General features: G+C 70.5%; 22 protein-coding genes and 1 pseudogene. 14 read left to right on the top strand and 9 right to left on the bottom strand.

From position 1 onward, the window contains the following. Window positions 1–174 precede the first annotated feature (174 nt). The 4 genes from OIE74_RS11865 to OIE74_RS11850 all read left to right on the top strand — a co-directional run bounded on the left by OIE74_RS11865 (window position 175) and on the right by OIE74_RS11850 (window position 3,735). A complete protein-coding gene (locus OIE74_RS11865; RefSeq protein WP_329381724.1) occupies window positions 175–1,137 on the top strand; it encodes a DMT family transporter in 963 nt (320 codons plus the stop codon). Window positions 1,138–1,174: 37 nt separating this feature from the next. Beyond that, a complete protein-coding gene (locus OIE74_RS11860; protein ID WP_329381723.1) occupies window positions 1,175–1,645 on the top strand; it encodes a RidA family protein in 471 nt (156 codons plus the stop codon). 86 nt (window positions 1,646–1,731) lie between these two features. Further along, a complete protein-coding gene (locus OIE74_RS11855) occupies window positions 1,732–2,610 on the top strand; it encodes a hypothetical protein (protein WP_329381721.1) in 879 nt (292 codons plus the stop codon). A 72-nt stretch (window positions 2,611–2,682) separates the two neighbouring features. Further along, on the top strand, window positions 2,683–3,735 hold the full coding sequence (locus tag OIE74_RS11850; RefSeq protein WP_329381718.1) for a serine hydrolase domain-containing protein: 1,053 nt from the start codon (window positions 2,683–2,685) through the stop codon (window positions 3,733–3,735). On the opposite strand, the gene OIE74_RS11845 is transcribed toward OIE74_RS11850, so the two are convergent. Next, a complete protein-coding gene (locus OIE74_RS11845; RefSeq protein ID WP_329381715.1) occupies window positions 3,692–4,387 on the bottom strand; it encodes a response regulator transcription factor in 696 nt (231 codons plus the stop codon). The genes OIE74_RS11850 and OIE74_RS11845 overlap by 44 nt on opposite strands. Continuing rightward, a complete protein-coding gene (locus OIE74_RS11840; protein ID WP_329381712.1) occupies window positions 4,384–5,658 on the bottom strand; it encodes a sensor histidine kinase in 1,275 nt (424 codons plus the stop codon). The genes OIE74_RS11845 and OIE74_RS11840 overlap by 4 nt, the downstream gene beginning before the upstream one ends. Window positions 5,659–5,790: 132 nt before the next feature. On the opposite strand from OIE74_RS11840, the gene OIE74_RS11835 reads away from it, so the two are divergent. Beyond that, window positions 5,791–6,735, top strand: a complete 945-nt coding sequence (locus OIE74_RS11835) for an ABC transporter ATP-binding protein (protein ID WP_329381709.1) — start codon at window positions 5,791–5,793, stop codon at window positions 6,733–6,735. Then, on the top strand, window positions 6,732–7,592 hold the full coding sequence (locus tag OIE74_RS11830) for an ABC transporter permease (protein WP_329381706.1): 861 nt from the start codon (window positions 6,732–6,734) through the stop codon (window positions 7,590–7,592). Before OIE74_RS11835 ends, OIE74_RS11830 begins: the two co-directional genes overlap by 4 nt. A 25-nt stretch (window positions 7,593–7,617) precedes the next feature. On the opposite strand, the gene OIE74_RS11825 is transcribed toward OIE74_RS11830, so the two are convergent. Continuing rightward, window positions 7,618–8,220 (bottom strand): SDR family NAD(P)-dependent oxidoreductase, encoded by a 603-nt coding sequence (locus OIE74_RS11825; RefSeq protein WP_443076088.1) that lies wholly within the window; start codon window positions 8,218–8,220, stop codon window positions 7,618–7,620. Between OIE74_RS11825 and OIE74_RS11820 the strand changes: the two genes are divergently transcribed. Further along, window positions 8,173–8,523, top strand: coding sequence for a helix-turn-helix domain-containing protein (locus OIE74_RS11820; protein ID WP_443076087.1), 351 nt, complete (start codon window positions 8,173–8,175; stop codon window positions 8,521–8,523). The genes OIE74_RS11825 and OIE74_RS11820 overlap by 48 nt on opposite strands. Before the next feature lie 28 nt (window positions 8,524–8,551). Here the strand turns inward: OIE74_RS11820 and OIE74_RS11815 are convergent, their stop codons facing one another. Then, window positions 8,552–9,403, bottom strand: coding sequence for an acyl-CoA thioesterase (locus OIE74_RS11815; protein WP_329381703.1), 852 nt, complete (start codon window positions 9,401–9,403; stop codon window positions 8,552–8,554). 110 nt (window positions 9,404–9,513) lie between these two features. Here OIE74_RS11815 and OIE74_RS11810 point away from each other — a divergent pair. Further along, window positions 9,514–9,752 (top strand): annotated as a pseudogene (locus OIE74_RS11810) (SAM-dependent methyltransferase); the annotation flags it as partial. A 252-nt stretch (window positions 9,753–10,004) separates the two neighbouring features. Here OIE74_RS11810 and sodN read toward each other — a convergent pair. Further along, window positions 10,005–10,400 (bottom strand): superoxide dismutase, Ni, encoded by a 396-nt coding sequence (gene sodN, locus OIE74_RS11805; RefSeq protein WP_189105510.1) that lies wholly within the window; start codon window positions 10,398–10,400, stop codon window positions 10,005–10,007. Between the two features lie 151 nt (window positions 10,401–10,551). Here sodN and sodX point away from each other — a divergent pair, with 151 nt between their 5' ends. Continuing rightward, window positions 10,552–10,971: a nickel-type superoxide dismutase maturation protease gene (gene sodX / locus OIE74_RS11800; RefSeq protein WP_329381698.1), complete on the top strand. Its 420-nt coding sequence runs from the start codon at window positions 10,552–10,554 to the stop codon at window positions 10,969–10,971. Here sodX and OIE74_RS11795 read toward each other — a convergent pair. Continuing rightward, the gene (locus OIE74_RS11795) at window positions 10,875–11,507 is read right to left on the bottom strand and encodes a CGNR zinc finger domain-containing protein (protein ID WP_329381695.1); all 633 of its coding nucleotides are present in this window, start codon (window positions 11,505–11,507) and stop codon (window positions 10,875–10,877) included. The two genes, sodX and OIE74_RS11795, sit on opposite strands and share 97 nt — an antisense overlap. Window positions 11,508–11,629: 122 nt before the next feature. Between OIE74_RS11795 and OIE74_RS11790 the strand changes: the two genes are divergently transcribed. After that, on the top strand, window positions 11,630–12,409 hold the full coding sequence (locus OIE74_RS11790; RefSeq protein WP_329392258.1) for a class I SAM-dependent methyltransferase: 780 nt from the start codon (window positions 11,630–11,632) through the stop codon (window positions 12,407–12,409). Between the two features lie 56 nt (window positions 12,410–12,465). On the opposite strand, the gene OIE74_RS11785 is transcribed toward OIE74_RS11790, so the two are convergent. The 3 genes from OIE74_RS11785 to OIE74_RS11775 are packed head-to-tail and all read right to left on the bottom strand — an operon-like array spanning window position 12,466 to window position 15,192. After that, window positions 12,466–13,257: an amino acid ABC transporter ATP-binding protein gene (locus tag OIE74_RS11785; protein WP_329381692.1), complete on the bottom strand. Its 792-nt coding sequence runs from the start codon at window positions 13,255–13,257 to the stop codon at window positions 12,466–12,468. Next, window positions 13,254–14,201, bottom strand: coding sequence for an amino acid ABC transporter permease (locus OIE74_RS11780; protein WP_329381689.1), 948 nt, complete (start codon window positions 14,199–14,201; stop codon window positions 13,254–13,256). Before OIE74_RS11780 ends, OIE74_RS11785 begins: the two co-directional genes overlap by 4 nt. A gap of 28 nt (window positions 14,202–14,229) precedes the next feature. Further along, a complete protein-coding gene (locus OIE74_RS11775; RefSeq protein WP_329381686.1) occupies window positions 14,230–15,192 on the bottom strand; it encodes an ABC transporter substrate-binding protein in 963 nt (320 codons plus the stop codon). A gap of 535 nt (window positions 15,193–15,727) precedes the next feature. Here OIE74_RS11775 and OIE74_RS11770 point away from each other — a divergent pair. The 4 genes from OIE74_RS11770 (at window position 15,728) to OIE74_RS11755 (ending at window position 20,059) form a co-directional block, all read left to right on the top strand. Further along, the gene (locus tag OIE74_RS11770; protein ID WP_329381683.1) at window positions 15,728–16,975 is read left to right on the top strand and encodes an NAD(P)-dependent malic enzyme; all 1,248 of its coding nucleotides are present in this window, start codon (window positions 15,728–15,730) and stop codon (window positions 16,973–16,975) included. Between the two features lie 216 nt (window positions 16,976–17,191). Next, window positions 17,192–17,749 (top strand): hypothetical protein, encoded by a 558-nt coding sequence (locus tag OIE74_RS11765; protein WP_329381680.1) that lies wholly within the window; start codon window positions 17,192–17,194, stop codon window positions 17,747–17,749. A gap of 175 nt (window positions 17,750–17,924) precedes the next feature. Next, the gene (locus tag OIE74_RS11760; RefSeq protein ID WP_329381677.1) at window positions 17,925–18,506 is read left to right on the top strand and encodes a phosphoesterase; all 582 of its coding nucleotides are present in this window, start codon (window positions 17,925–17,927) and stop codon (window positions 18,504–18,506) included. Then, window positions 18,503–20,059, top strand: a complete 1,557-nt coding sequence (locus tag OIE74_RS11755; RefSeq protein WP_329381674.1) for an alkaline phosphatase D family protein — start codon at window positions 18,503–18,505, stop codon at window positions 20,057–20,059. Before OIE74_RS11760 ends, OIE74_RS11755 begins: the two co-directional genes overlap by 4 nt. The last annotated feature ends 15 nt before the right edge of the window (window positions 20,060–20,074 follow it).

The following is a 20,074-nucleotide window of genomic DNA, read 5'->3' as shown; positions in this document are numbered from 1 at the left end:
CGGGAGTGCACGGCGGGGTTGGAGGGGTTGGAGGGCGCGGCGGGTCGTCCCGGGGAGCCGCTCGCGCTCTTGCCTCTCTTCACGCTCATACCCAAAAGTATACCGCTCTGTATAGTGGGGAGGGTTAGTAAACAGATCGGTCTACTTGTCTCCCGTCACGGGTGGTGCCCTGCCGTGAATCTCCTGCTCTCCGCCGCGTTCGTCGTCTGCTGGAGCTCCGGTTTCATCGGAGCCAAGCTCGGCGCCGGCGGCGCCGACGCCGTCACCGTCCTGATGTGGCGCTTCCTTCCCCTGGCACTGGTCCTCGGGGCGGTCGCCGTCGTCCGCGCCCGCGCGGCCTGGCGCGGGCTGACGGCGCGCGATCTGCTGCGGCAGTGTGTGATCGGCGCGCTGTCGCAGAGCGGCTACCTCCTCACCGTCTACTACGCGATCCAGCTCGGCGTCTCCAGCGGCACGACCGCCCTGATCGACGGGACACAACCGCTCGTCGCCGGCGCGCTCGCCGGACCCTTGCTGCGGAGTCACGTCTCCGGGCGCCAGTGGCTGGGCCTGTGCCTCGGCGTGACGGGAGTACTCGTCGTAACGTCGGCCGACGCGGCGGCAGTTGAGGGCGTGGCGCCGTGGGCGTACGCCGTGCCGTTCCTCGGCATGCTGTCGCTGGTCGCCGCCACGTTCCTGGAGAGCCGCTCGCGGCGCCCGGTCGCGCCGTCCGTGGCGATGACGATCCACTGCGGCACGAGCGCCGTCGTCTTCACCGTCCTGGCCGCCGTCGCCGGCGCGGCGGTGCCGCCCGCCGAGACGTCCTTCTGGCTGGCGGTCGGCTGGCTGGTGGTCCTGGCGACGTTCGGCGGATACGGCCTGTACTGGCTGGTCCTGCGCCGCTCCGGGGTGCTGCGGGTGAACACCCTGATGTTCCTGATGGCGCCGGTCACGGCAGTATGGGGCGCGATCATGTTCGGCGAACCCTTCGGCCCGCAGACGGCCGCCGGACTCGCCGTCGCGCTGCTGGCGGTGGCGGTGGTACGAGGCGGTGCCGCAGGACCGGCGGACGGCGAAAACCCCGGTGACGTGCCGGGCCGTCACGCCGACAATGACACCCGGGCCGGGGCGCGCGCTCTTCGACAGCAGCCCCGATGACACCGGATGACGACAACCGACAGCAAGGAGCGACCCCATGGCGCGGCGCACTACCGTCCCGACCCTCTTTCCGCCGCCCGGCTACGCGCACGCGGCCGTGGTCGAGACCGGCAGCCGACTGGCGTTCATGGCCGGTTCCGTACCGCTGGACAAGGACGGCGCGCTCGTCGGACCCGGCGACTTCGTCGCGCAGACCGAGCAGGTCCTGGCCAATCTGGAGACGGCGCTGAGCGCCGTCGGCAGCGATCTGAGCCGGGTGATATCCACTGACGTGTACGTGGTGGCGTCGGACCCGGCGGACCTGAGCCGGGTCTGGGACGTCGTCCACGCCTCGGGTCTCACCACCGGGCCGCACACCTCCACGCTGCTCGGGGTGGCGTGCCTGGGCTACACGGGGCAGTTGGTGGAGATCACGGCGGTCGCCGAAGTCGCCGAGGTTGGCGAGGTCACCGACGTTGCCGGGACCGGCGTCGGCGCGGTCGGCGGAGCGGCGGGCTCGGGCGCGTGAGGGGTACGTCCCTGGTCGCCGCGGCCGTCGCGTTCACGGCCGTCGTAGCCCTGGCCGGGTGTGGGACCGGCTCTGCGGACGCCGGCGTGAGCGACACCTCCGCGTACACCGACGGCAGCCGCGTGCCGAAGGTCGAGAGCGAGGACGACATTCCTGAACTGCCGCTCGCCCGCTACGAGTTCAGCGACAGCGACACCGAGCGCCTCACCCGGGCGCAGGCGCGCGTCGCACAGCGCTGCATGGCGGACTTCGGCTTCACCGACTTCCCCCTCGATCCCGCCCTGCCCCGCTCGGTCAACACGGTCGGAGGAGCCGTCGGCATGCTGGTGGCGGTGGCGATGTCGACCCCGTTCGGCGAGCTCGACCTCGACGAGGCCCGGCGCTTCGGCTACGGCTGGGACCCGAAGTCCTCCGACGGCGGGCAGGGGAAGAAGGACCGCGCGATGACCGACGCGGAGTACCGGGTGTTCTACAACGCCGACCGCGCTCCCGGCCTCACCGTCAAGGGCCATGAGGTCCCCGGGACCGGCTGTTACGGCAAGGCCTCCACCGGGCTCACCAAGGGCGTCGAGAACACCACCCGGATGTGGACCTACACGTCCGGCCGGGCCGGGGCGTTGGCGAAGAAGGCGCTGAAGGACCCGGAGGTGAGTGAGGCCCTGCGTACCTGGTCGACGTGTGTCGAGGACAAGGGCTCCGCACGGTACGAGGACCGCGAGGCCGCCTTCCACGACAAGGCGTGGCACCGTGGCGACGACGGCAACACCCGTCGTACGCAGAGGGAACGGACCACGGCGGTCGCCGACATCGAGTGTGCGCGCGAGCACAACACGGTCGGGGTGTGGTGGGCCGGCTCGGCGCGGAGCCAAACCGCGGATGTCAAGAGCCACCGGGCGGCGTACGAGGCGGTGCGGCGCGACCAGGATGTCGTACGCGCCAACGTCCGCCGCGCGCTGGGGGATTGAGCCTCTCAACCCTTATCTCACCTTATGGGTCTCTTCCCGGAACGGCGGTCCAGGGAAGAGGAGCGAGCTGATATGCGATCCACACGGCACAGGACGACGCGTACGGGTGTGGTGGGGCTCGCGGTCGCTGCATTGGCCGCCACCGCGTTCACGGTGCCCTCCCAGGCATCCTCGGGCGGTAACGGCGGTAATGGCGGTAATGGCGGTACCGGACAGACGGCGGGCCGTCCCGCCGGGCACGAGGAGACCCGGAAGGCGCTGGACGCCGTCGTACGCGACGGCATTCCCGGCGTCACCAGCCAGGCCCGCGAAGGGAGATCCGTCTGGAAGGGCGCGGCGGGCGTCGGCGATCTCAGCACCGGTGCGCCGCGCGGGGCCGACGACCGGTTCCGTATCGCCGGCATCACCAAGACGTTCGTGGCGACCGTCATGCTCCAACTGGAGACGGAGAGACGGCTCGACCTCGACGACACGGTCGAGTCCTGGCTCCCCGGAGTGGTGCGGGGCCATGGCCACGACGGCCGGCAGATCACCGTACGGCAGCTGCTCAACCACACCAGCGGCGTCTTCGACTTCCTCAACGACCCGGCGTACGAGCAGAAGTACCTGCTCGACTTCCTCAAGAACCGCTACCGGACGCGGACTCCGCAGGAGGCGGTGAACGCCGCCATGGCGCACCCGCCGACCTTCGCGCCGGGGACCGAGTACGCGTACTCCAACACCAACTACGTACTGGCCGCGCTGATCATGGAGCGGGTCACGGGGAACACGTACGAACACGAGGTACGCACCCGGATCGTCAAGCCGCTGGGGCTGCGCGCCACCGTCCTGCCGGGCAACAGCTCGCTGATGCCGAAGCCGAGCAGCCGCGCGTACTCGAAAATCGGCGAGACCGACGACGGGGCGAAGATCTACGACATCACCCACCAGAACGCCTCCCAGACCTGGGCCGAGGGCGACATGATCTCCAGCGCGGGCGATCTGACCCGGTTCTCCAGCGCGCTCATGCGCGGCGAACTGCTGGCCCCGAAGCAGCTGAAGGCGGGGCGGCGGGGCGGCTGGGCAGCAGCGGGGCAGTGGGTCAGCCGGGTGGGCCTACGAGCCCCGTCTCGTAGGCCAGGATGACGAGTTGGACCCGGTCGCGGGCGTCGAGTTTGGCCAGCAGGCGGGTCAGATACGTCTTGGCGGTGGCGACGCTGATGGACAGCTCGGCCGCGATCTCGGTGTTGGACAGACCGCTGCCGACAAGGACCAGGACCTCGCGCTCGCGGTCGGTGATGCCGGTGATCGTCCGCCGGGCCGGGGCGGACACGGGGCGGCCCGAGAACTCCTTGATCAGCCGGCGGGTGACGCTCGGGGCGATCAAACCGTCGCCGCTCGCGACCACCCGGATCGCGGCGAGGATGTCGTCCAGCGCCATGTCCTTGACGAGGAAACCGGCGGCTCCGGCGCGCAGCGCCCCGTACACGTAGTCGTCCTCGTCGAACGTCGTCAGGACGATCACATGCGTGCTGCCGGGACCGGCGGTGATCTGCCGGGTGGCCCGGATGCCGTCCGTGCCGGGCATCCGGATGTCCATCACCACGACGTCGGGGGCGAGTTCGGCGGCCAGCCGGACCGCATCGGCGCCGGTGCCGGCCTCGCCGACGACGTCGAGGTCGGGCGCGTCGGTGATGACCATGTGCAGCGCGGCGCGTACGAGCGGTTGGTCGTCGGCGAGTACGACGCGTACGGGCGCCGGGCCGCCCGGGGCCGCCGCCGTGCTCTCGTCGGTCACAGGACCCCCGCGGGCAGAGACAGGGGCGGCGCGGGTACCGGCAGCGTCGCCGTCACCCGGAAGCCGCCCTCGGGGCGCGGCCCGGCCGAGAAGTCGCCGTGCAGCAGCGCCGCGCGCTCGCGCATACCGACCAGGCCCCAGCCCGTACCCGTACCGCCCCGTCGGCCGCCGTGGCCGTCGTCCGTGATCTCGATGGACAGCCCGCCGCCGGTCCGGCGGTCGACGGTGACGCGGCAGGAGGGCGTGCCCGCGTGCCGTACGACGTTGGTGACCGCCTCCTGGATGATGCGGTACGCCGAGATGTCGATCTCCGGCGGGAGCGGGCGCGGTTCGCCGAGCCACCGCACGTCGACACGGACCCCGGCGGCGGTGGTCGTCGCGGCCAGCCGGTCGACATCGGCGAGACCGAGCGCGGGGTCGAGTGCGGGGTCGAGCGGCGCGGAGCCGGAGGAGGGCGGCGTGGAGCCGGAGGGCGGCGCGACGTCCTCCGGCTCCGCCTGGCGCAGCGCCCCGAGCATCCGGCGCAGCCCCGCCAGCGTCTCGCGCCCGGCGGCCTCGATGCTGCTCAGCGCCTCACGCGCCGCGACGGGCTGTGTCTCGATGACGCGCGCCGCCGCACCCGCCTGGAGGGCGATGATGCCCATGCTGTGCGCGACCGTGTCGTGCATCTCGCGTGCGATCCGCAGCCGTTCGGCGGTGACCGCCCGCGCCGCCGCCTGGACGCGGGACTTCTCCGCGTACTCCCGCGCCTGGTACGTGGAGTTGCCGATGAGCCAGGCGATGACCGCGGTCATGCCCACGGCGATCTCGGCCGATGTGCCCACGTTCCATCCGTGCAGCAGCCGCAGGCCCAGAAAGCCGGCCAGTGTGCCCAGTGCCATGGCGAGAGCCACGACCCCGGTCCTGCGCGGCCGGGTCGAGGCGACGAAGAACAGCGCGAGATCGACCGCCAGGAACTGCGCGAGCGGGATCTCGCCCACGCTCAGCGTCGTCGTCGCGAGGGCGGAGGCGAAGAGCAGGTGCGCCATGGCCGTCAGCGGCCGGCGCGGCAGCCGTCGCCCGCCCACGACCGCCAGGACGGTGGCGAGGGCCAGCGTGATCAGCCCGTCCCACCGGTAGAGGAGGACGCCGGGCTGCACGGCGGGGTCCTCCTCGCCGGGCAGCCTGATCCGGATGAGGAAGGTGAACACCGCGCCCGCCGCCCACGCGAGGGCGATCCAGACGCTCGGCTGTACCCGCTTGAGCAGGGGCATCGGCGGCATGGCGTGCATACGCCGATCGTAACGACGCGGGCCGGGCCGGTCGTCGGACCGTGGTTGTACGACCGTGGCCGACTGCCCGCGGCGGGATTGTCGGCGCCGGTCCGACGACGGACGGGGGAGCGCGCCGCCACCGTTGGGCGGGTGATCGAAGTCAACGAACTGACCAAGCGCTACGGCGGGACCACCGCCGTCAAAGACCTCAGCTTCACGGTCCGCCCAGGGCTCGTCACCGGGTTCCTCGGGCCCAACGGAGCCGGCAAGAGCACCACCCTGCGGATGATCCTCGGCCTGAACGAGCCCACGGGCGGATCGGTCACCATCGACGGCCGTCCCTTCCGGGAGCGCCCGCGCGGGTTGCGCCATGTCGGCGCGCTGCTCGACGCGGGTGATGTGCACGGCGGGCGGTCCGCCGCCGCGCACCTCGCGGCGCTGGCCCGCAGCAACCGCATCCCGCGATCACGGGTCGACGAGGCGCTGCGGGAGGTCGGGCTCACCGGGGCCGCCCGGCGCCGGATCGGCGGGTTCTCGCTCGGGATGAAGCAGCGGCTCGGCATCGCGGGCACCCTGCTCGGCGATCCGCCGGTGCTGCTCTTCGACGAGCCGCTGAACGGACTCGACCCGGAGGGGGTGAAGTGGGTGCGGGGGCTGTTCCGGCGGCTGGCCGGGGAGGGGCGCACGGTGTTCGTCTCCAGCCATCTGATGACCGAGATGGAGAGCACGGCCGACGAGTTGGTCGTCATCGGCCGGGGTGAACTGATCGCCGCGGAGAGCTTGGCGGAGTTCGCGGCCCGTGGCACGAGGTCGAGCGTGAGCGTACGGACCCGGCAGGGCGCCGAGCTGACGGAACTGCTGACGGCCGAGGGCGCGGACGTCGCCCCGGCGGGCGGCGACGGGCGGGGTGAACTGCTCGCCGTGACCGGCCTGAGCAGCGAGCGCGTCGCCGAGCTCGCCTTCCAACACCGGATCATGCTGGGCGAGTTGACCTCCGGCCGGTCCTCCCTGGAGGAGGCGTTCATGGAACTTACCGCCGACAGCGTCGAGTACGGCGCGCGGCCCGCCATGCCGGAACCGGGGGCGACCCGATGACCACGGTGTCCACGCCGCCCGCCGCCCGCGCGACGGCCGCCGAACCCCCCGCCCGTTTCCGGGACCTCCTCGCCTCCGAGTGGCTCAAACTGTGGTCCCTGCGCTCGACGGTGTGGGCGTACGTGCTCGGCACGCTCGTCGTCCTCGCGTTCAACGTGGGCGCCACGTACGACCGTTACCGCTACTGGACCGAGCACAACGCGGCCGACCGCGCCGACTTCGTCGCCGGCGGGATCGCGCTCATGTACGCCTACACCACCAACGCGGGCACCCTCATGATGCTCACCGCCGGTGCCATCGGGGCCGTGGCGATCACCGGTGAGTACAGCACCGGCCTGATCCGTACGACGTTCGCCGCCGTCCCCGCCCGCCGTTCGGTGATGGCGGCCAAGGTGTGCGTGCTCACGACGGTCATGACGGTGTTCGGGGCGGTGACCGCCGCCCTCTCGTTCTGGCTGTCCCAGGCGATCCTGGCGCGCCACGACGCGGGGGTGTCCATCGCCGACCCGGGGTCCTGGCGGGTGGTCGTGGCCTCGGCGCTGCTCGCGCCGGTGTGCGGGCTCGTCGGGATGGCCCTCGGGGTGCTGCTGCGGCACGGGGCGGCGACCGTGGTCACGGTCGTCGTGGTGCTGCTGGTCGTGCCGCTGGTCTTCGCCGACGACCGCCACTGGGCGGCCGTGGTGGACCACGCGCTGCCCAGCAGCGCGTGGATGCGCCTGGTCGACATCCGTTACGACGCCGGGGGCGCCGGGATCCCGTTCCCCTGGACGGTGGGCGGGGCGTGGACCGTGTTCGCGCTGTGGGCGCTGGGGGCGGCGGCCGTGGCGGTGTTCGCGACGCAGCGCCGCGACCAGTGACCGGTGACCCGCGCGGTGATCGCGGTCAGACGGTCTTGACCGCACCCCCGTCGATCAGGTGGTCGGCCCCGGTGGTGCTGCCCGCGAGGGGCGAGGCAAGGTAGGCGACGAGGGCGGCGACCTCGTCCGGCCGGACGAGACGGCCCGTCACCATCCCTGTGGCGGCGGGGAGTTGGGCCAGGAGTTGCTGGTGCTCCACGCCCATCGACCGGGCCAGCCCGGCACCGTACCCCTCGGGGCTCTCCCACATCTCCGTACGGACGGCGCCGGGCGACACGGTGTTGACCCGCACGCCCTGCGGCCCGAACTCCTCGGCCAGTGCCTTGCCGAACGCGGTCAGTGCCGCCTTCGACGTGGTGTACGGGACGGGGCCCGCGTGCGGTGTACGGGCGCCGTTGGACGAGATGTTGACGACCGCTCCGCGCCGCTCGACGACATGGGGCAGCGCGGCGCGGGTGGTACGTACGGCGGGGAGGAGTTTCAGGAGAAACCCAAGCCCCTGCGGGCGGACGCGGAGCGGACCGTACAGACGATCCTGACCGCCGCCGAACGCGTGCTGAGCGCCAGTCCGGCGGCGACGATGGAGCAGATCGCCGAGGCGGCGGGGGTCGCCCGTACGACGGTCCACCGGCGTTTCGCGACCCGCGAGGCCCTGGTCGACGCGCTGAGCGTGGGCGACACGGCAGTTCCACGACGCCGTGGTGAGCGCCCCGTTCACCGCCCCGCCGCTGGCCACCCTGGTGGTGGACACCCTGCTCCACGGCGCGGGCGGCCCGGCGGCCTCACTCACCCACCGCTGGCCCCCACCGCGCCACCACCGCCCACAAAAAACGCCCGCACCCGGTCCGTCGTACGGTCCGAGTGCGGGCGATGGTGCCGATGCCGCGAGCAGGCGCGGATCGGGGCCAGTGGCGCCGCGACGCCGGGATGAGCCCGGGCCTGTCCCCGAGAGACCGTGGTCAGTCCGCCGTCGGGGCCGCTTCCAGGGCTTCGGCGGTCAGTTCGCCGCGGGGGCCGATGGCGTCGGCCACGCTCAGGCAGGTGCTGTCGTGGAAGACACCGAGTTCGTAGTGCACGGAGTCGGTGTCGACGGAGCGGACCGTGAGCCCGATCTCGTAGTCGCCCGGGTAGGTCACCTCACCGAGATACTGGATCTGGTACGACGAAGGGGGCAGATCTGGCACCGGGCCCGCACCACTTGTCCCCATCGAGTGCGAGGTGAAGGCAGCGACGGCCTCGTCGTACCAAGTGGCCAGTGCGATGAAGTTGACGTGCTGGTTGGAGTCGACGTCACCGATCCGCGAACGCAGCGTGGCCCAGTACGAGTAGTGGCCACGTTGCAGGCGCTCAGGGTGTGGACGGGCAGCTGCCGACGTTCCTGTCTCCGGTAGCCGCATCTCGTCGAGATCGGCGATCAGCTCGTCCGGAAGCTGGAGCGGCCCCGAGTTGTCGACCAGCACGACGGTGGCGTCGCCACTGCCCACATGCTTGCCGTCGACCATGATCACCTGTTCGAACGTGAATGAGGAGCGCCCGACCCGGCGAACGCCGGTGTGCACTTGCACGCGGATACCGGTCGGGCCGGCCGGAGCAAGCCGGTTGACCCGTTGGCCGACGAGCAAAATCTGGAACGGCCCGAACCCACCCTTACCGATGAGGCGTTCGAAGCGGTGCAGCCGCAGCCGGATCCGGGCGTCTTCCAGCCAGCGGGCCATGCCGATCGTGCTTGCCGAGCCGTCTCGACCAAGATCGGCCTGCCGCACCCTGACATCGATCTGGATACCGAACCTCTGACCGTCAAGAGTGCTCATGCATGATGATCTTAGGGCAGCGTCAACTCCGCCACCAGGTCGGACAGGGCGTATCACGCTCCTTCGCCGGTCCATTCGCGGGTGGCGAAGACGACCGTGAGGAAGCCGTCTCCGTTCCGCACCCGGCACGGGCCGGAAGACATCCGTCGACGGACGACCGTCCGCGCGAGGTCTACGTCACCACGCCCGACCGCACCCGACTGCCCCTCGCCCGCTGGGAGTTCGACGCCGCCGCTGGGACGCCCACCTCGCGCGGACGGGCCCGCGCACTACGTCAGCACAGGAACTGCGCCACCTACACCTCGACCCGTGGCCCACCACCCTCCTGATCACCGCCCGCAAACGCTGACCATCGGAGGCACCAAAATGGCTCTGCCCTACCTGCTCCTGGACATCGACGGCGTCCTCATCCCATTCCCGACGGCCGACGGCACCACCCCGCCCACTCGCGTCCGCCATACCGTCCTGCCCACAGGCCGGCACGGCAAAAAGGACCGCACCCGCTCCGTCAGGGACGCCTCTCTCGGCGGCCTGCGGACCGGGTGCGGACAGGTAAGCGATACGACCCGCGGAATCGCGGGTCTGACAGCCTGGGTAAAGATCAGGCCTTCTTCGTCTCCCAGAAGATCTTGTCGACCTGGGCGATGTAGTCCAGCGCCTTCTGGCCCGTCGCCGGGTCCTTCGACGCCTTCGCGGCCGACAGGGCCTTCAGGGTGTCGTTGATCAGCTGGTGCAGCTCCGGGTACTTCTCGAAGTGCGGGGGCTTGAAGTAGTCGCTCCACAGCACCGAGACGTGGTGCTTCGCGAGCTCGGCGCGCTGTTCCTTGATGACCGTGGCGCGGGCCTGGAAGTGCGCGTCGTCGTTACCCGCCATCTTCTCCTGGACGGCCTTGACCGACTCGGCTTCGATGCGGGCCTGGGCGGGGTCGTAAACGCCGCAGGGAAGGTCGCAGTGGGCGCTGACCTTCACCTTGGGGGCAAACAGGCGGGAGAGCATTGAGCTGTCCTTCCTCGTGATCGTCTTCTCAGGTGGGACATTACTCCGTGAGAAGCCGGATTTCGCGGGTGCCCCCTAGGGCTTAGGACAAAAGTCCCGGGTCGGATCGGGACCGGACGGCGGAACGTACCGTGGGACCGGGAGGTGTGGGATGACGGAGCACGGGCGGGAGCCGAGGGCGCTGTTGGGGATCGCGGAGGTGTCCGGGCCGTCCATGTATCCCACCCTCAAGCAGGGCGATCAGCTGCTGGTGCACTACCGCGCACCGGTCAAGGCGGGGGACATCGCCGTGCTGAAACATCCCCTCCAGCAGGACCTGCTCATCGTGAAGCGGCTGGTCCAGCGGCGCGACGGCGGATGGTGGGTGCTCGGCGACAATCCCGGGGCCGAGGGCGACAGCCGGGTGTTCGGCACCGTTCCCGGTGAGCTGGTGCTCGGCCGGGTGCGGGCCCGTTACCGGCCGCGTGCCGAGGATCAGCGGTCCGTGGCCGGGGCGCTCGCGTGGGCCTTCTCGGCGCTGCGGCCCGTGCTGTCGGACCGTTCCGTCTCCAGTCGTTTACGGGCCCGGTAGGCGGCCACGTTGGCCCGGGTCGCGCAGCGGTCCGAGCAGTAGCGGCGCGAGCGGTTGGTCGAGGTGTCGAGGTAGGCGTTACGGCACGGCGCCGCCTGGCACAGGCCCAGCCGGTCCACGCCGTACTCCGTCAGATGGAACGCCAGCCCCATCGCGGCGATCGCCGCGAACCCCGCGGTCGCGTTCGACGGGTGCTCCGCCAGATGCATGTGCCAGCGCGGGTGCCCCTCGTCGTCGAGGAAGTCGTGGCCCGAGATCTGCGGGCTGACGGGGAACTCAAGCAGCAGCGAGTTCAGCAGGTCGACGGCGTGCGTCGCCTCGCCCGCGTCCGCCGCCGCGAACACCGCGCGCAGCCTGCCGCGTACGGAACGGAAGCGGGTGACGTCCGCGTCCGTGGCCCGGCGCGATGCCTGGGTGGAGGACCCGCCGAAGAGGGCGCGGACGGCTTCGACCGAGGTCAGCGTGTCCGTACCGCGGGCCGGTTCCTCGGTGTTGACCAGGCGTACGGCGTAGTCCGAGTAAGAGGCCAGTTCCACTTGTAGTCCTTACGACAGCGGTCTAGGGTCGGTGTAATAGCTGGTCTTGCTGACAGGGTATTACGGAGCGGAGGGTTTCGATGGTGGACGCGGGGACGGAGCCGGGGCCGGGAGCGGCGGACATGGGCAGCGCCGTGGGCGGGGCGCCCGCCGTGGGGCGGGCCGAATGGCGCGCCTGGCAGGACAGCTGGGACCGCCAGCAGGAGTGGTACATGCCCGACCGTGAGGAACGCTTCCGGGTGATGCTCGACATGGTCGAGGCCCTCGTGGGGCGTGAACCGAGGGTGCTCGACCTCGCGTGCGGTACGGGAAGCATCAGCGACCGGCTGTTGCAGCGGTTCCCGGCGGCGGCAAGCACCGGCGTCGACCTCGACCCCGCGCTGCTCGCCATCGCCGGCGGCTACTTCGACGGCGACACCCGCCTGACCCTGGTGCGGGCCGACCTCAAGGACCCCGGCTGGACGGCGAAGCTGCCGTACGACTCGTACGACGCCGTCCTCACCGCCACCGCGCTGCACTGGCTCCACAGCGAGCCGCTGGCCGTGCTGTACGGGCAGATCGCCGGGCTCGTCCGGCCCGGCGGCGTCTTCATGAACGCCGACCACATGAAGGACGGCGGCACGCCCCGTATCAACGAGGCCGAGCGCGCCCACCGGCACCGGGAGATGGACCGCGCCAAGGAAGCGGGCGCCCTCGACTGGGCCGAATGGTGGAATCTCGCCGCCAAGGACCCGGTGCTCGCCGGGCCGACCGCCGAGCGGTTCGCGATCTACGGCGAGCACGCGGACGGGGACACGCCCTCCGCCGATTGGCACGCGAGGACGCTGATGGACGCGGGCTTCGGCGAGGCGCGGGCGGTCTGGTCCTCGCCGTCGGACTCGCTGGTCCTGGCGCTGAAGTAGCCGGGCAGCACGGAGGGGGGTGACGGACCGAGGCCCGTCACCCCCCTCCGCGACAGCTACAGCACCTTCGACAGGAACGACTTCGTCCGCTCGTGCTGCGGATTTGTCAGCACCTCGCGCGGATGGCCCGACTCCACGACCACCCCGTCGTCCATGAACACCAGCGCGTCCCCGACCTCACGCGCGAAGCCCATCTCGTGCGTCACGACGACCATCGTCATGCCGTCCTCGGCGAGATCACGCATCACGTCCAGCACATCGCCCACCAGCTCCGGGTCGAGCGCCGACGTCGGCTCGTCGAAGAGCATCAGCTTCGGCTCCATCGCCAGCGCGCGGGCGATGGCCACGCGCTGCTGCTGGCCGCCGGAGAGCTGGGACGGATAGCCGCCGGCCTTGTCCGCCAGCCCCACCCGGTCCAGCAGCTTCTCGGCCCGCGCCCTCGCGACCGCCTTCGGCTCACGGCGCACCTGCATCGGTGCCTCCATGATGTTCTCGATGGCCGTCATGTGCGGGAAGAGGTTGAAGCGCTGGAAGACCATGCCGATGTCCCGGCGCTTCAGGGCGACTTCGGCGTCCCGCAGCTCGTACAGCTTGTCGCCCTTCTGGCGGTAGCCGACCAGCTCGCCGTCGACGTACAGCCGCCCGGCGTTGACCTGCTCCAGATGGTTGATGCAGCGCAGGAACGTCGACTTGCCGGACCCGGAGGGCCCGATCAGACAGAAGACCTCGCGTGGCGCGACCTCCAGGTCGATGCCCTTCAGCACATGCGCGGGACCGAAGGACTTGTGTACGCCCTCGGCCTTCACCATCGCGGTCGCGCCGTTCGTCGTCTTCGCGATGGCGGTCATGCCGTGCCTCCGTTCGGGCGGCCCAGGGAGAAGAGACTGGCCCTGACTTTCTGGAACGGGGTCTGCGGCAGGGTGCGCAGCGAGCCGCGCGCGTAGTACCGCTCCAGGTAGTACTGGCCGATGCTCAGGACCGAGGTCATCAGCAGATACCAGGCGGCGGCGAGGAAGAGCATCTCGACGGGGGCGCCGGACGTCTGCCCGATGTCCTGCGCGTATCTCAGCAACTCGTAGAACTGCACGGTCGCCACCAACGACGTCGTCTTCAGCATGTTGATGACTTCGTTGCCGGTCGGCGGCACGATCACCCGCATCGCCTGCGGGATCACGATGCGGCGCAGCGTCTTGGCGTGGCTCATGCCCAGCGCGTGCGACGCCTCCGTCTGGCCCTCGTCCACCGAGAGCAGACCGGCGCGGCAGATCTCCGCCATGTACGCGGCCTCGTTGAGACCGAGACCGAGCAGCGCCGTCAGGAACGGCGTCATGAAGCTGGCCCAGTAGTCCTTGTAGATCGGCCCGAGGTTGATGTACTCGAAGACCAGGCCCAGGTTGAACCAGACCATCAGCTGGACGAGGACCGGCGTACCGCGGAAGAACCAGATGTACGACCAGGCGATGGACGACATCACCGGGTTCTTCGACAGCCGCATCACCGCGAGGACGATGCCGCCGACCACACCGATGGCCATCGACAGGATGGTCAGGATCATCGTCTGGCCGACACCCTTGAGGATGCGGTCGTCGAAGAAGTAGTCGGGCACGGCGCCCCAGTTGATCTTTCCCTGGGAGAACGCGTAGATGATCGTCGCGAGCAGCGCGAGCGCGACGACCGCGCTCACGTACCGCCCGTAGTGCCGGACCGGGATGGCCTTGATGGCCACCGGTCCGGCGGGTCCCGATGGTGGAGCGTCGGAGGGACCGCCCGACTTCGATACGTCAACAGACACGGGTGCTGCCTTTCGGAGCCGGGTGCGATCAGGTGCCGGCGTTGATCGTGGCTTCCTTGACCGCGCCGGCGTCGACGCCCCACTTCGCGATGATCTTGTCGTACTCGCCGTTGGCGATGATCGCGTCGAGCGCGGACTTCAGCGCCTTGCTCAGCTCGTCGTTGCCCTTGGCGACCGCGATGCCGTACGGGGCGGCCTCGATCTGCTCGCCGACGAGCTGGAAGTCGTTGCCGCCGCCCGAGGTCTTCACCGCGTACGCCGCGACCGGGAAGTCCGACGAACCGGCGTCGGCGCCGCCGGCGCGCAGCCGCGTCTGGGCCAGCTGGTCGTTGTCGAACGCCTGGATCCCGATGGCCTTCTTGCCGCCGTCCGTGCACTTCTTCGACTCGGCCTTGGCCAGGTCGTGCGAGACGGTGCCGCGCTGGACGACCATCTTCTTGCCGCAGAGGTCCGACCAGGCCGCGATGCCCTTGTCGTCGCCCTTCTTGGTGTAGATGGAGACACCGGCGGTGAAGTAGTCGACGAAGTCGACACCCTCGCCGACCTTCTTGCCGGTCTCGGAGTCCACGCCGTCCTGGCGGGCCTTGGTGTCCGTCATCGCCGACATCGCTATGTCGTAGCGCTTGGAGCGCAGACCCGTGAGCAGCGTGTCGAACGTGCCGTTCTCGAACTCGAACGTCACGCCGAGCTGCTTGCCGAGCGCGTCGGCGATGTCCGGGTCGATACCGACGGTCTTGCCGGCGTCGTCCTTGAACTCGACCGGCGGGTACGCGATGTCGGAGCCCACCTTGATGACACCCTTGTCCGCGATCTCCTTCGGCAGCTGGTCGGCCAGCGGCGCGCTCTTCGTGGAGGCGGCGGGGTCCTTCTTGCCGTCGTCGGTCTGGTCGCCACAGGCGGTCAGCAGCAGCGCGCCGGCGACCGCGAGCGCGCCGACCGCGGCGATCCGGGACTTCCCGGCGGTGGTACGACTGGTGAGGCTGGCGGTCATGATGAGGATCCTCCGGCGGACGAGGGAATTACCACGCGGTGGGCACGCGCCATCGGGTGTCGCGACCGTGTGTGACTGATTAGGGCATCTTGCCATTCGGACTGGGCCGTTCAGGGACCTCGTCATGTCAAAATCGGATAACGGGTCACCCCCGTCCACCGGCAGACCGGCACATCGAGACCGGACCATCTACTGGAGTGCCTTCTTCCGGCCGGACAATCTCCGGTCCGTCCCACTCCTCCAGGCGGTTTCGTGTCGTGCGGCGGAAGTGTCCTGAAACTCCGCTATGAGTCATGTCACCGCGTGTAGAAGGTTTCATGGGCGACCCGTCGACCCGGCCCGTCCGGTATGAAGGACACCGACACCCCTCATCCGGGGCTCAGGGCGCGTGTGCGGTGCGCCCGGCGCGTACGTACCTCCTCCTGTTCGGCCTTCCAACCGCCGATAACAGGTCATGTACGCGGTGCCCGCCCACCCCTCCCTAACCCAGGAGTGGACACCCTCAACTGATGAAGAGAATTAAGGGGTCAAGAACATGGCAGCGGAGATCGTGAATCCTCGCAGCGAGAGTGAGAGCGAAAGCGCCCGGGACGCCGCCGGTGACGGTGTCGGCGACGACGCCACCGACGAGCCCTTCGATCCGGCCTTCGCGCTCCACCGCGGCGGGAAGATGGCCATCCAGGCCACCGTGCCCGTCCGGGACAAGGACGACCTGTCCCTCGCGTACACGCCGGGCGTCGCCAAGGTGTGCACGGCGATCGCGGAGAACCCGGACCTGGTCCACGACTACACCTGGAAGTCGCAGGTCGTCGCGGTCGTGACCGACGGGACCGCGGTGCTGGGGCTCGGCGACATCGGTCCGGAGGCGTCGCTCCCCGTGATGGAGGGGAAGGCGATCCTCTTCAAGCAGTTCGGCGGCGTCGACGCGGTGCCGCTCGCGCTGGCCACGACCGACACCGACGAGATCATCGACACCGTCGTGCGGCTCGCGCCGTCCTTCGGCGGCGTCAACCTGGAAGACATCTCGGCGCCCCGCTGCTTCGAGATCGAGCGCCGGCTCCAGGAACGGCTCGACATCCCCGTCTTCCACGACGACCAGCACGGCACGGCCGTCGTGACGCTGGCCGCCCTGCGGAACGCGGCGAAGCTCACCGGGCGCGAGCTCGGCGAACTGCGCGCGGTCATCTCCGGGGCGGGGGCGGCGGGGGTCGCCATCGCGAAGTTCCTGCTGGCGGCGGGGATCGGGGACGTGTCGGTCGCCGACCGCAAGGGCATCGTCAGCCCGGACCGCGACGACCTGACGGACGTCAAGCGCGAGCTGGCCGAGATCACGAACCACGCGGGTCTCTCCGGCTCGCTGGAGGCCGCGCTCTCGGGCGCGGACGTTTTCATCGGCGTCTCGGGCGGTACGGTCCCGGAGCCGGCGATCGCGTCGATGGCCCCCGGGGCGTTCGTCTTCGCCATGGCCAACCCGAACCCGGAGGTCCATCCGGACATCGCGCACCAGTACGCGGCGGTGGTGGCGACGGGGCGCAGCGACTACCCGAACCAGATCAACAACGTGCTGGCGTTCCCCGGGATCTTCGCGGGCGCGCTCCAGGTGCGGGCGTCACGCATCACGGAGGGCATGAAGATCGCGGCGGCGAACGCGCTGGCGGACGTGGTCGGTGACGAACTGTCGGCGGACTACGTGATCCCGTCCCCGTTCGACGAGCGGGTCGCCCCGGCGGTGACGTCGGCGGTGGCGTCGGCGGCGCGCTCGGAGGGGGTCGCACGGCGCTGAGCCACGTTGCCGTACGGGCCGCCTCTCCCTGGTGGGTGGGGCGGCCCGTTGCGGTTGCTGGTGCGGGCCGGTGTCCGGGTGCGGGGTCGCCTCCGGCGGGGGTGCGTCTGCGTCGCTGGGTGGGTTGCGGCCTGGCCTGGGCTCGGGAACCGTTCCCCCCGATCCTGCGTGAGCACTTGATGTGCTGTCCGGTGGTGAGGCGAGACGGAGGACCCCATGAAAGCGCGGACGATGGCGAGCGCGGCGGTATCGGCATGTGTGGTGCTGGTGACGTGTGCGTGCGGTCCGGAGAAATCGGCGGAGGACGCGGACACGAAGCCGTCGCAACCGGCCGCGTCCACACCGGCGGAGAAGCCCTCGGAGAAGCCCTCCGAGAAGCCGTCGATCACGCCGTCCGCGACCCCGACCGGCGCCCAGCCCGCGCCCAGGACGAAGGCGGGCGCGATCGAGCGGTACGAGGAGTTCCTCCACGCCGTAGGCCGCGAGGACATCGACACGGTTTGCGAGGTGGCCGGGCCCGCGGCGAAGCAGGCCGAGGACCAAGGGTTCGGCCCGTGCACCGCGACGTTCCAGATCACGTTCCAGATGATCCCGCCGGAGAAGAAGAAGGCGCTTCAGACCGCGACGGTCGACCCGCAGCGCGTCGTCGAGCTGGCGGCCGACAAGTTCGAGATGCCCGTGGAATCGGTCAAGTCCTCGGTGACGTTCGGAGAGGAGGAGATCGGCAGCTCCACCATGGAGTACCTCAAGAACGACTGGTACGTCACCGACTGAACCCAACATCGGGTCCAACGAGCGTTGCACGCGGCGTAAATCACGCCGTCCGGACATACCCCTCCGGACGCCCCGAACCCCGCCCGCAACCGACAACCGCAACCTAACAGCCCCCACCCATTCACCCGCGCCTGGTGGGATCCTCGCGCTCAGGATCCACGAACAGGAGGCGCTAGTGAATCTGCTTGTCAACGGTGACGCCGAGAAGGGACCCGGCGGCACCGCCGAGCCCGTCGGGAGTGTTGTCGGGTGGGGCGTACGGAAAGGCGCGCCCGCGCTCATCGGATACGACGTCGGCGACGGCTACCCCACGCCCGCCGACCCCGGCCCCGGCGCCGCCGCCGGGGCGCGGTTCTTCGCCGGGGGGAACAGCCCCCTCACCACACTGGTGCAGGAGGCGACCCTGCCCGCCCACGGAGCCACCGGGCACGGTCCCGTCGACGCCGGGCGCGTCCGGTACGTGCTGAGCGGCTGGCTCGGCGGGTACGCCGGGCAGGAGGACGGCGTCAGGCTGTCCGTCGAGTTCCGGGACCGCGCGGGCAACCCCCTCGCGCTCTCCGTACTCGGCCCGGTCACCGCCGCCGAACGCGGCAACGCCACCGCCCTGTTGGAGCGCCGAGCCGAGGCGGCCGTACCGCCGGGCGCCCGGTCCGCCCACGTACAGCTCTCGTTCACGCGCAGTGGCGGGGGCACGTCGAACGACGGCTACGCGGACCAGATCTCACTCGCCCTCACGGCCTCGGGAAGGCACAAGTGACCCTCAACAGACGTGATCTGCTCAAGGCCGCCGGTGCCGCGGGCGCGCTCAACGCCGTCTGGCCCCTGACGGCCGGGCTCTCGCCCGCGCAGGCACGCGAGGCCGCGGAGGCGCTCGGATCGACGTACGACAACGCGCCGTTCACGCTCGGCGTCGCGTCCGGCGACCCGCAGCCCACCAGCGTCGTGCTCTGGACGCGCCTCGCGCCCGAGCCGTTCGCCGAGCCGGGCGAGCAGAAGCTCGCCGAGGTCGTCGACGTCCGCTGGGTCGTCGCCGAGGACCGCGCCCTGCGCCGCGTCGTCGCGCGCGGCACCGTCCCCGCGTCCGCGACGCTCGCGCACAGTGTGCACGTGCCGGTGGGCGGTCTGCGCCCCGGCCGTACGTACTACTACGCCTTCACCGCGCTCGGCAGGACGAGCCGCCTGGGCAGGACCCGTACCGCGCCCGCCGGTCATGTCCGCTCCGCCCGCTTCGCCACCGCCAACTGCCAGAACTACCCGCAGGGCCACTACGCCGCGCTGCGCGCCCTCGCCCGCGAGGACCTGGACTTCGTCATCCACCTCGGCGACTACATATACGAGCACGGTCCCGAGGGCAGTGACATCCGCGACCACAACGGTCCGACGATCCTCACGCTCCAGGACTACCGGGTACGCCACGCCCTCTACAAGGGCGACGCGTCGCTGCGCGAGGCGCACGCCGCGCACCCCTGGTTCCTCACCTGGGACGACCACGAGGTCGCGAACGACTACAGCGGTACGGGCGGCGGCGCCCCGTTCATGCGGCGCCGGGCCGCGGCGTACCAGGCGTGGTACGAGCACCAGCCCCACCGCGGCGCCGGCGAGTCCGTGCTGCCGGACATCGACATCCACCGGGTGCGCCGCTGGGGCGACCTGCTGGAGCTGGCCGTGCTCGACCTGCGGCAGTACCGCTCCGCGCAGAACCTCTCCGGCGGCACCATCCTGGGCGCCGACCAGAAGGCCTGGCTGAAGAAGACCGTCGACCGCGCGCCCGACAGCTGGCACATCTGGGCCAACTCGATCATGCTCAGCCAGCTGCGCGGGCGTCCCGGCGGCGGCTTCATGTTCACCGACCAGTGGGACGGCTTCCTCGGCGAGCGCAAGGAGGTGCTGGAGCACGTACGCACCAGTGGCCTCGAAGACCTCGTGGTCCTCACCGGTGACTGGCACTCCGCGTTCGTCGACGACATCCGGCCGGATTACGACAACACCGAATCGCCCGTCCTGGGAACGGAGTTCACCGCGCACTCGGTCAGCTCCAGTGCCTACGACGCGCCGTGGAACGCCGCCAACGGTCCGCTGATGGGCGCGGCGAACCCGCACCTCCAGTACTTCGAGGGCAACCGTTACGGCTACGACGTGTACGAGGTCACGCCGGAACGGTTCAGCACCCATATGCGGGTCATCGGCGACCGCCGCGACCCGGCGTCCCCCGTCTCCACCCTGACCACCTTCCATGTGGACCGGGGCACGGCGGGCGCGTACGAGGACCCGGCGACGAAGTCGTCACCCGCGCAGTACCGCAGGGACTGACGCACGGCCCGGAGT

The sequence above is a fragment of the Streptomyces sp. NBC_01716 genome, from assembly GCF_036248275.1.
GTDB lineage: Bacteria > Actinomycetota > Actinomycetes > Streptomycetales > Streptomycetaceae > Streptomyces.
Note: the sequence above shows the minus strand (reverse complement) of the source record. Positions and strands in the feature narration are given on the sequence as shown.

Excerpts from the sequence above, each read along its gene's own strand:
- OIE74_RS11860 (WP_329381723.1), top strand. The coding sequence starts at position 1,175 with ATGGCGCGGCGCACTACCGTCCCGACCCTCTTTCCGCCGCCCGGCTAC.
- OIE74_RS11850 (WP_329381718.1), top strand. The coding sequence starts at position 2,683 with ATGCGATCCACACGGCACAGGACGACGCGTACGGGTGTGGTGGGGCTC.
- OIE74_RS11840 (WP_329381712.1), bottom strand. The coding sequence starts at position 5,658 with ATGCACGCCATGCCGCCGATGCCCCTGCTCAAGCGGGTACAGCCGAGC.
- OIE74_RS11830 (WP_329381706.1), top strand. The coding sequence starts at position 6,732 with ATGACCACGGTGTCCACGCCGCCCGCCGCCCGCGCGACGGCCGCCGAA.
- OIE74_RS11820 (WP_443076087.1), top strand. The coding sequence starts at position 8,173 with ATGGAGCAGATCGCCGAGGCGGCGGGGGTCGCCCGTACGACGGTCCAC.
- OIE74_RS11815 (WP_329381703.1), bottom strand. The coding sequence starts at position 9,403 with ATGAGCACTCTTGACGGTCAGAGGTTCGGTATCCAGATCGATGTCAGG.
- sodN (WP_189105510.1), bottom strand. The coding sequence starts at position 10,400 with ATGCTCTCCCGCCTGTTTGCCCCCAAGGTGAAGGTCAGCGCCCACTGC.
- sodX (WP_329381698.1), top strand. The coding sequence starts at position 10,552 with ATGACGGAGCACGGGCGGGAGCCGAGGGCGCTGTTGGGGATCGCGGAG.
- OIE74_RS11790 (WP_329392258.1), top strand. The coding sequence starts at position 11,630 with ATGGGCAGCGCCGTGGGCGGGGCGCCCGCCGTGGGGCGGGCCGAATGG.
- OIE74_RS11785 (WP_329381692.1), bottom strand. The coding sequence starts at position 13,257 with ATGACCGCCATCGCGAAGACGACGAACGGCGCGACCGCGATGGTGAAG.
- OIE74_RS11775 (WP_329381686.1), bottom strand. The coding sequence starts at position 15,192 with ATGACCGCCAGCCTCACCAGTCGTACCACCGCCGGGAAGTCCCGGATC.
- OIE74_RS11770 (WP_329381683.1), top strand. The coding sequence starts at position 15,728 with ATGGCAGCGGAGATCGTGAATCCTCGCAGCGAGAGTGAGAGCGAAAGC.
- OIE74_RS11765 (WP_329381680.1), top strand. The coding sequence starts at position 17,192 with ATGAAAGCGCGGACGATGGCGAGCGCGGCGGTATCGGCATGTGTGGTG.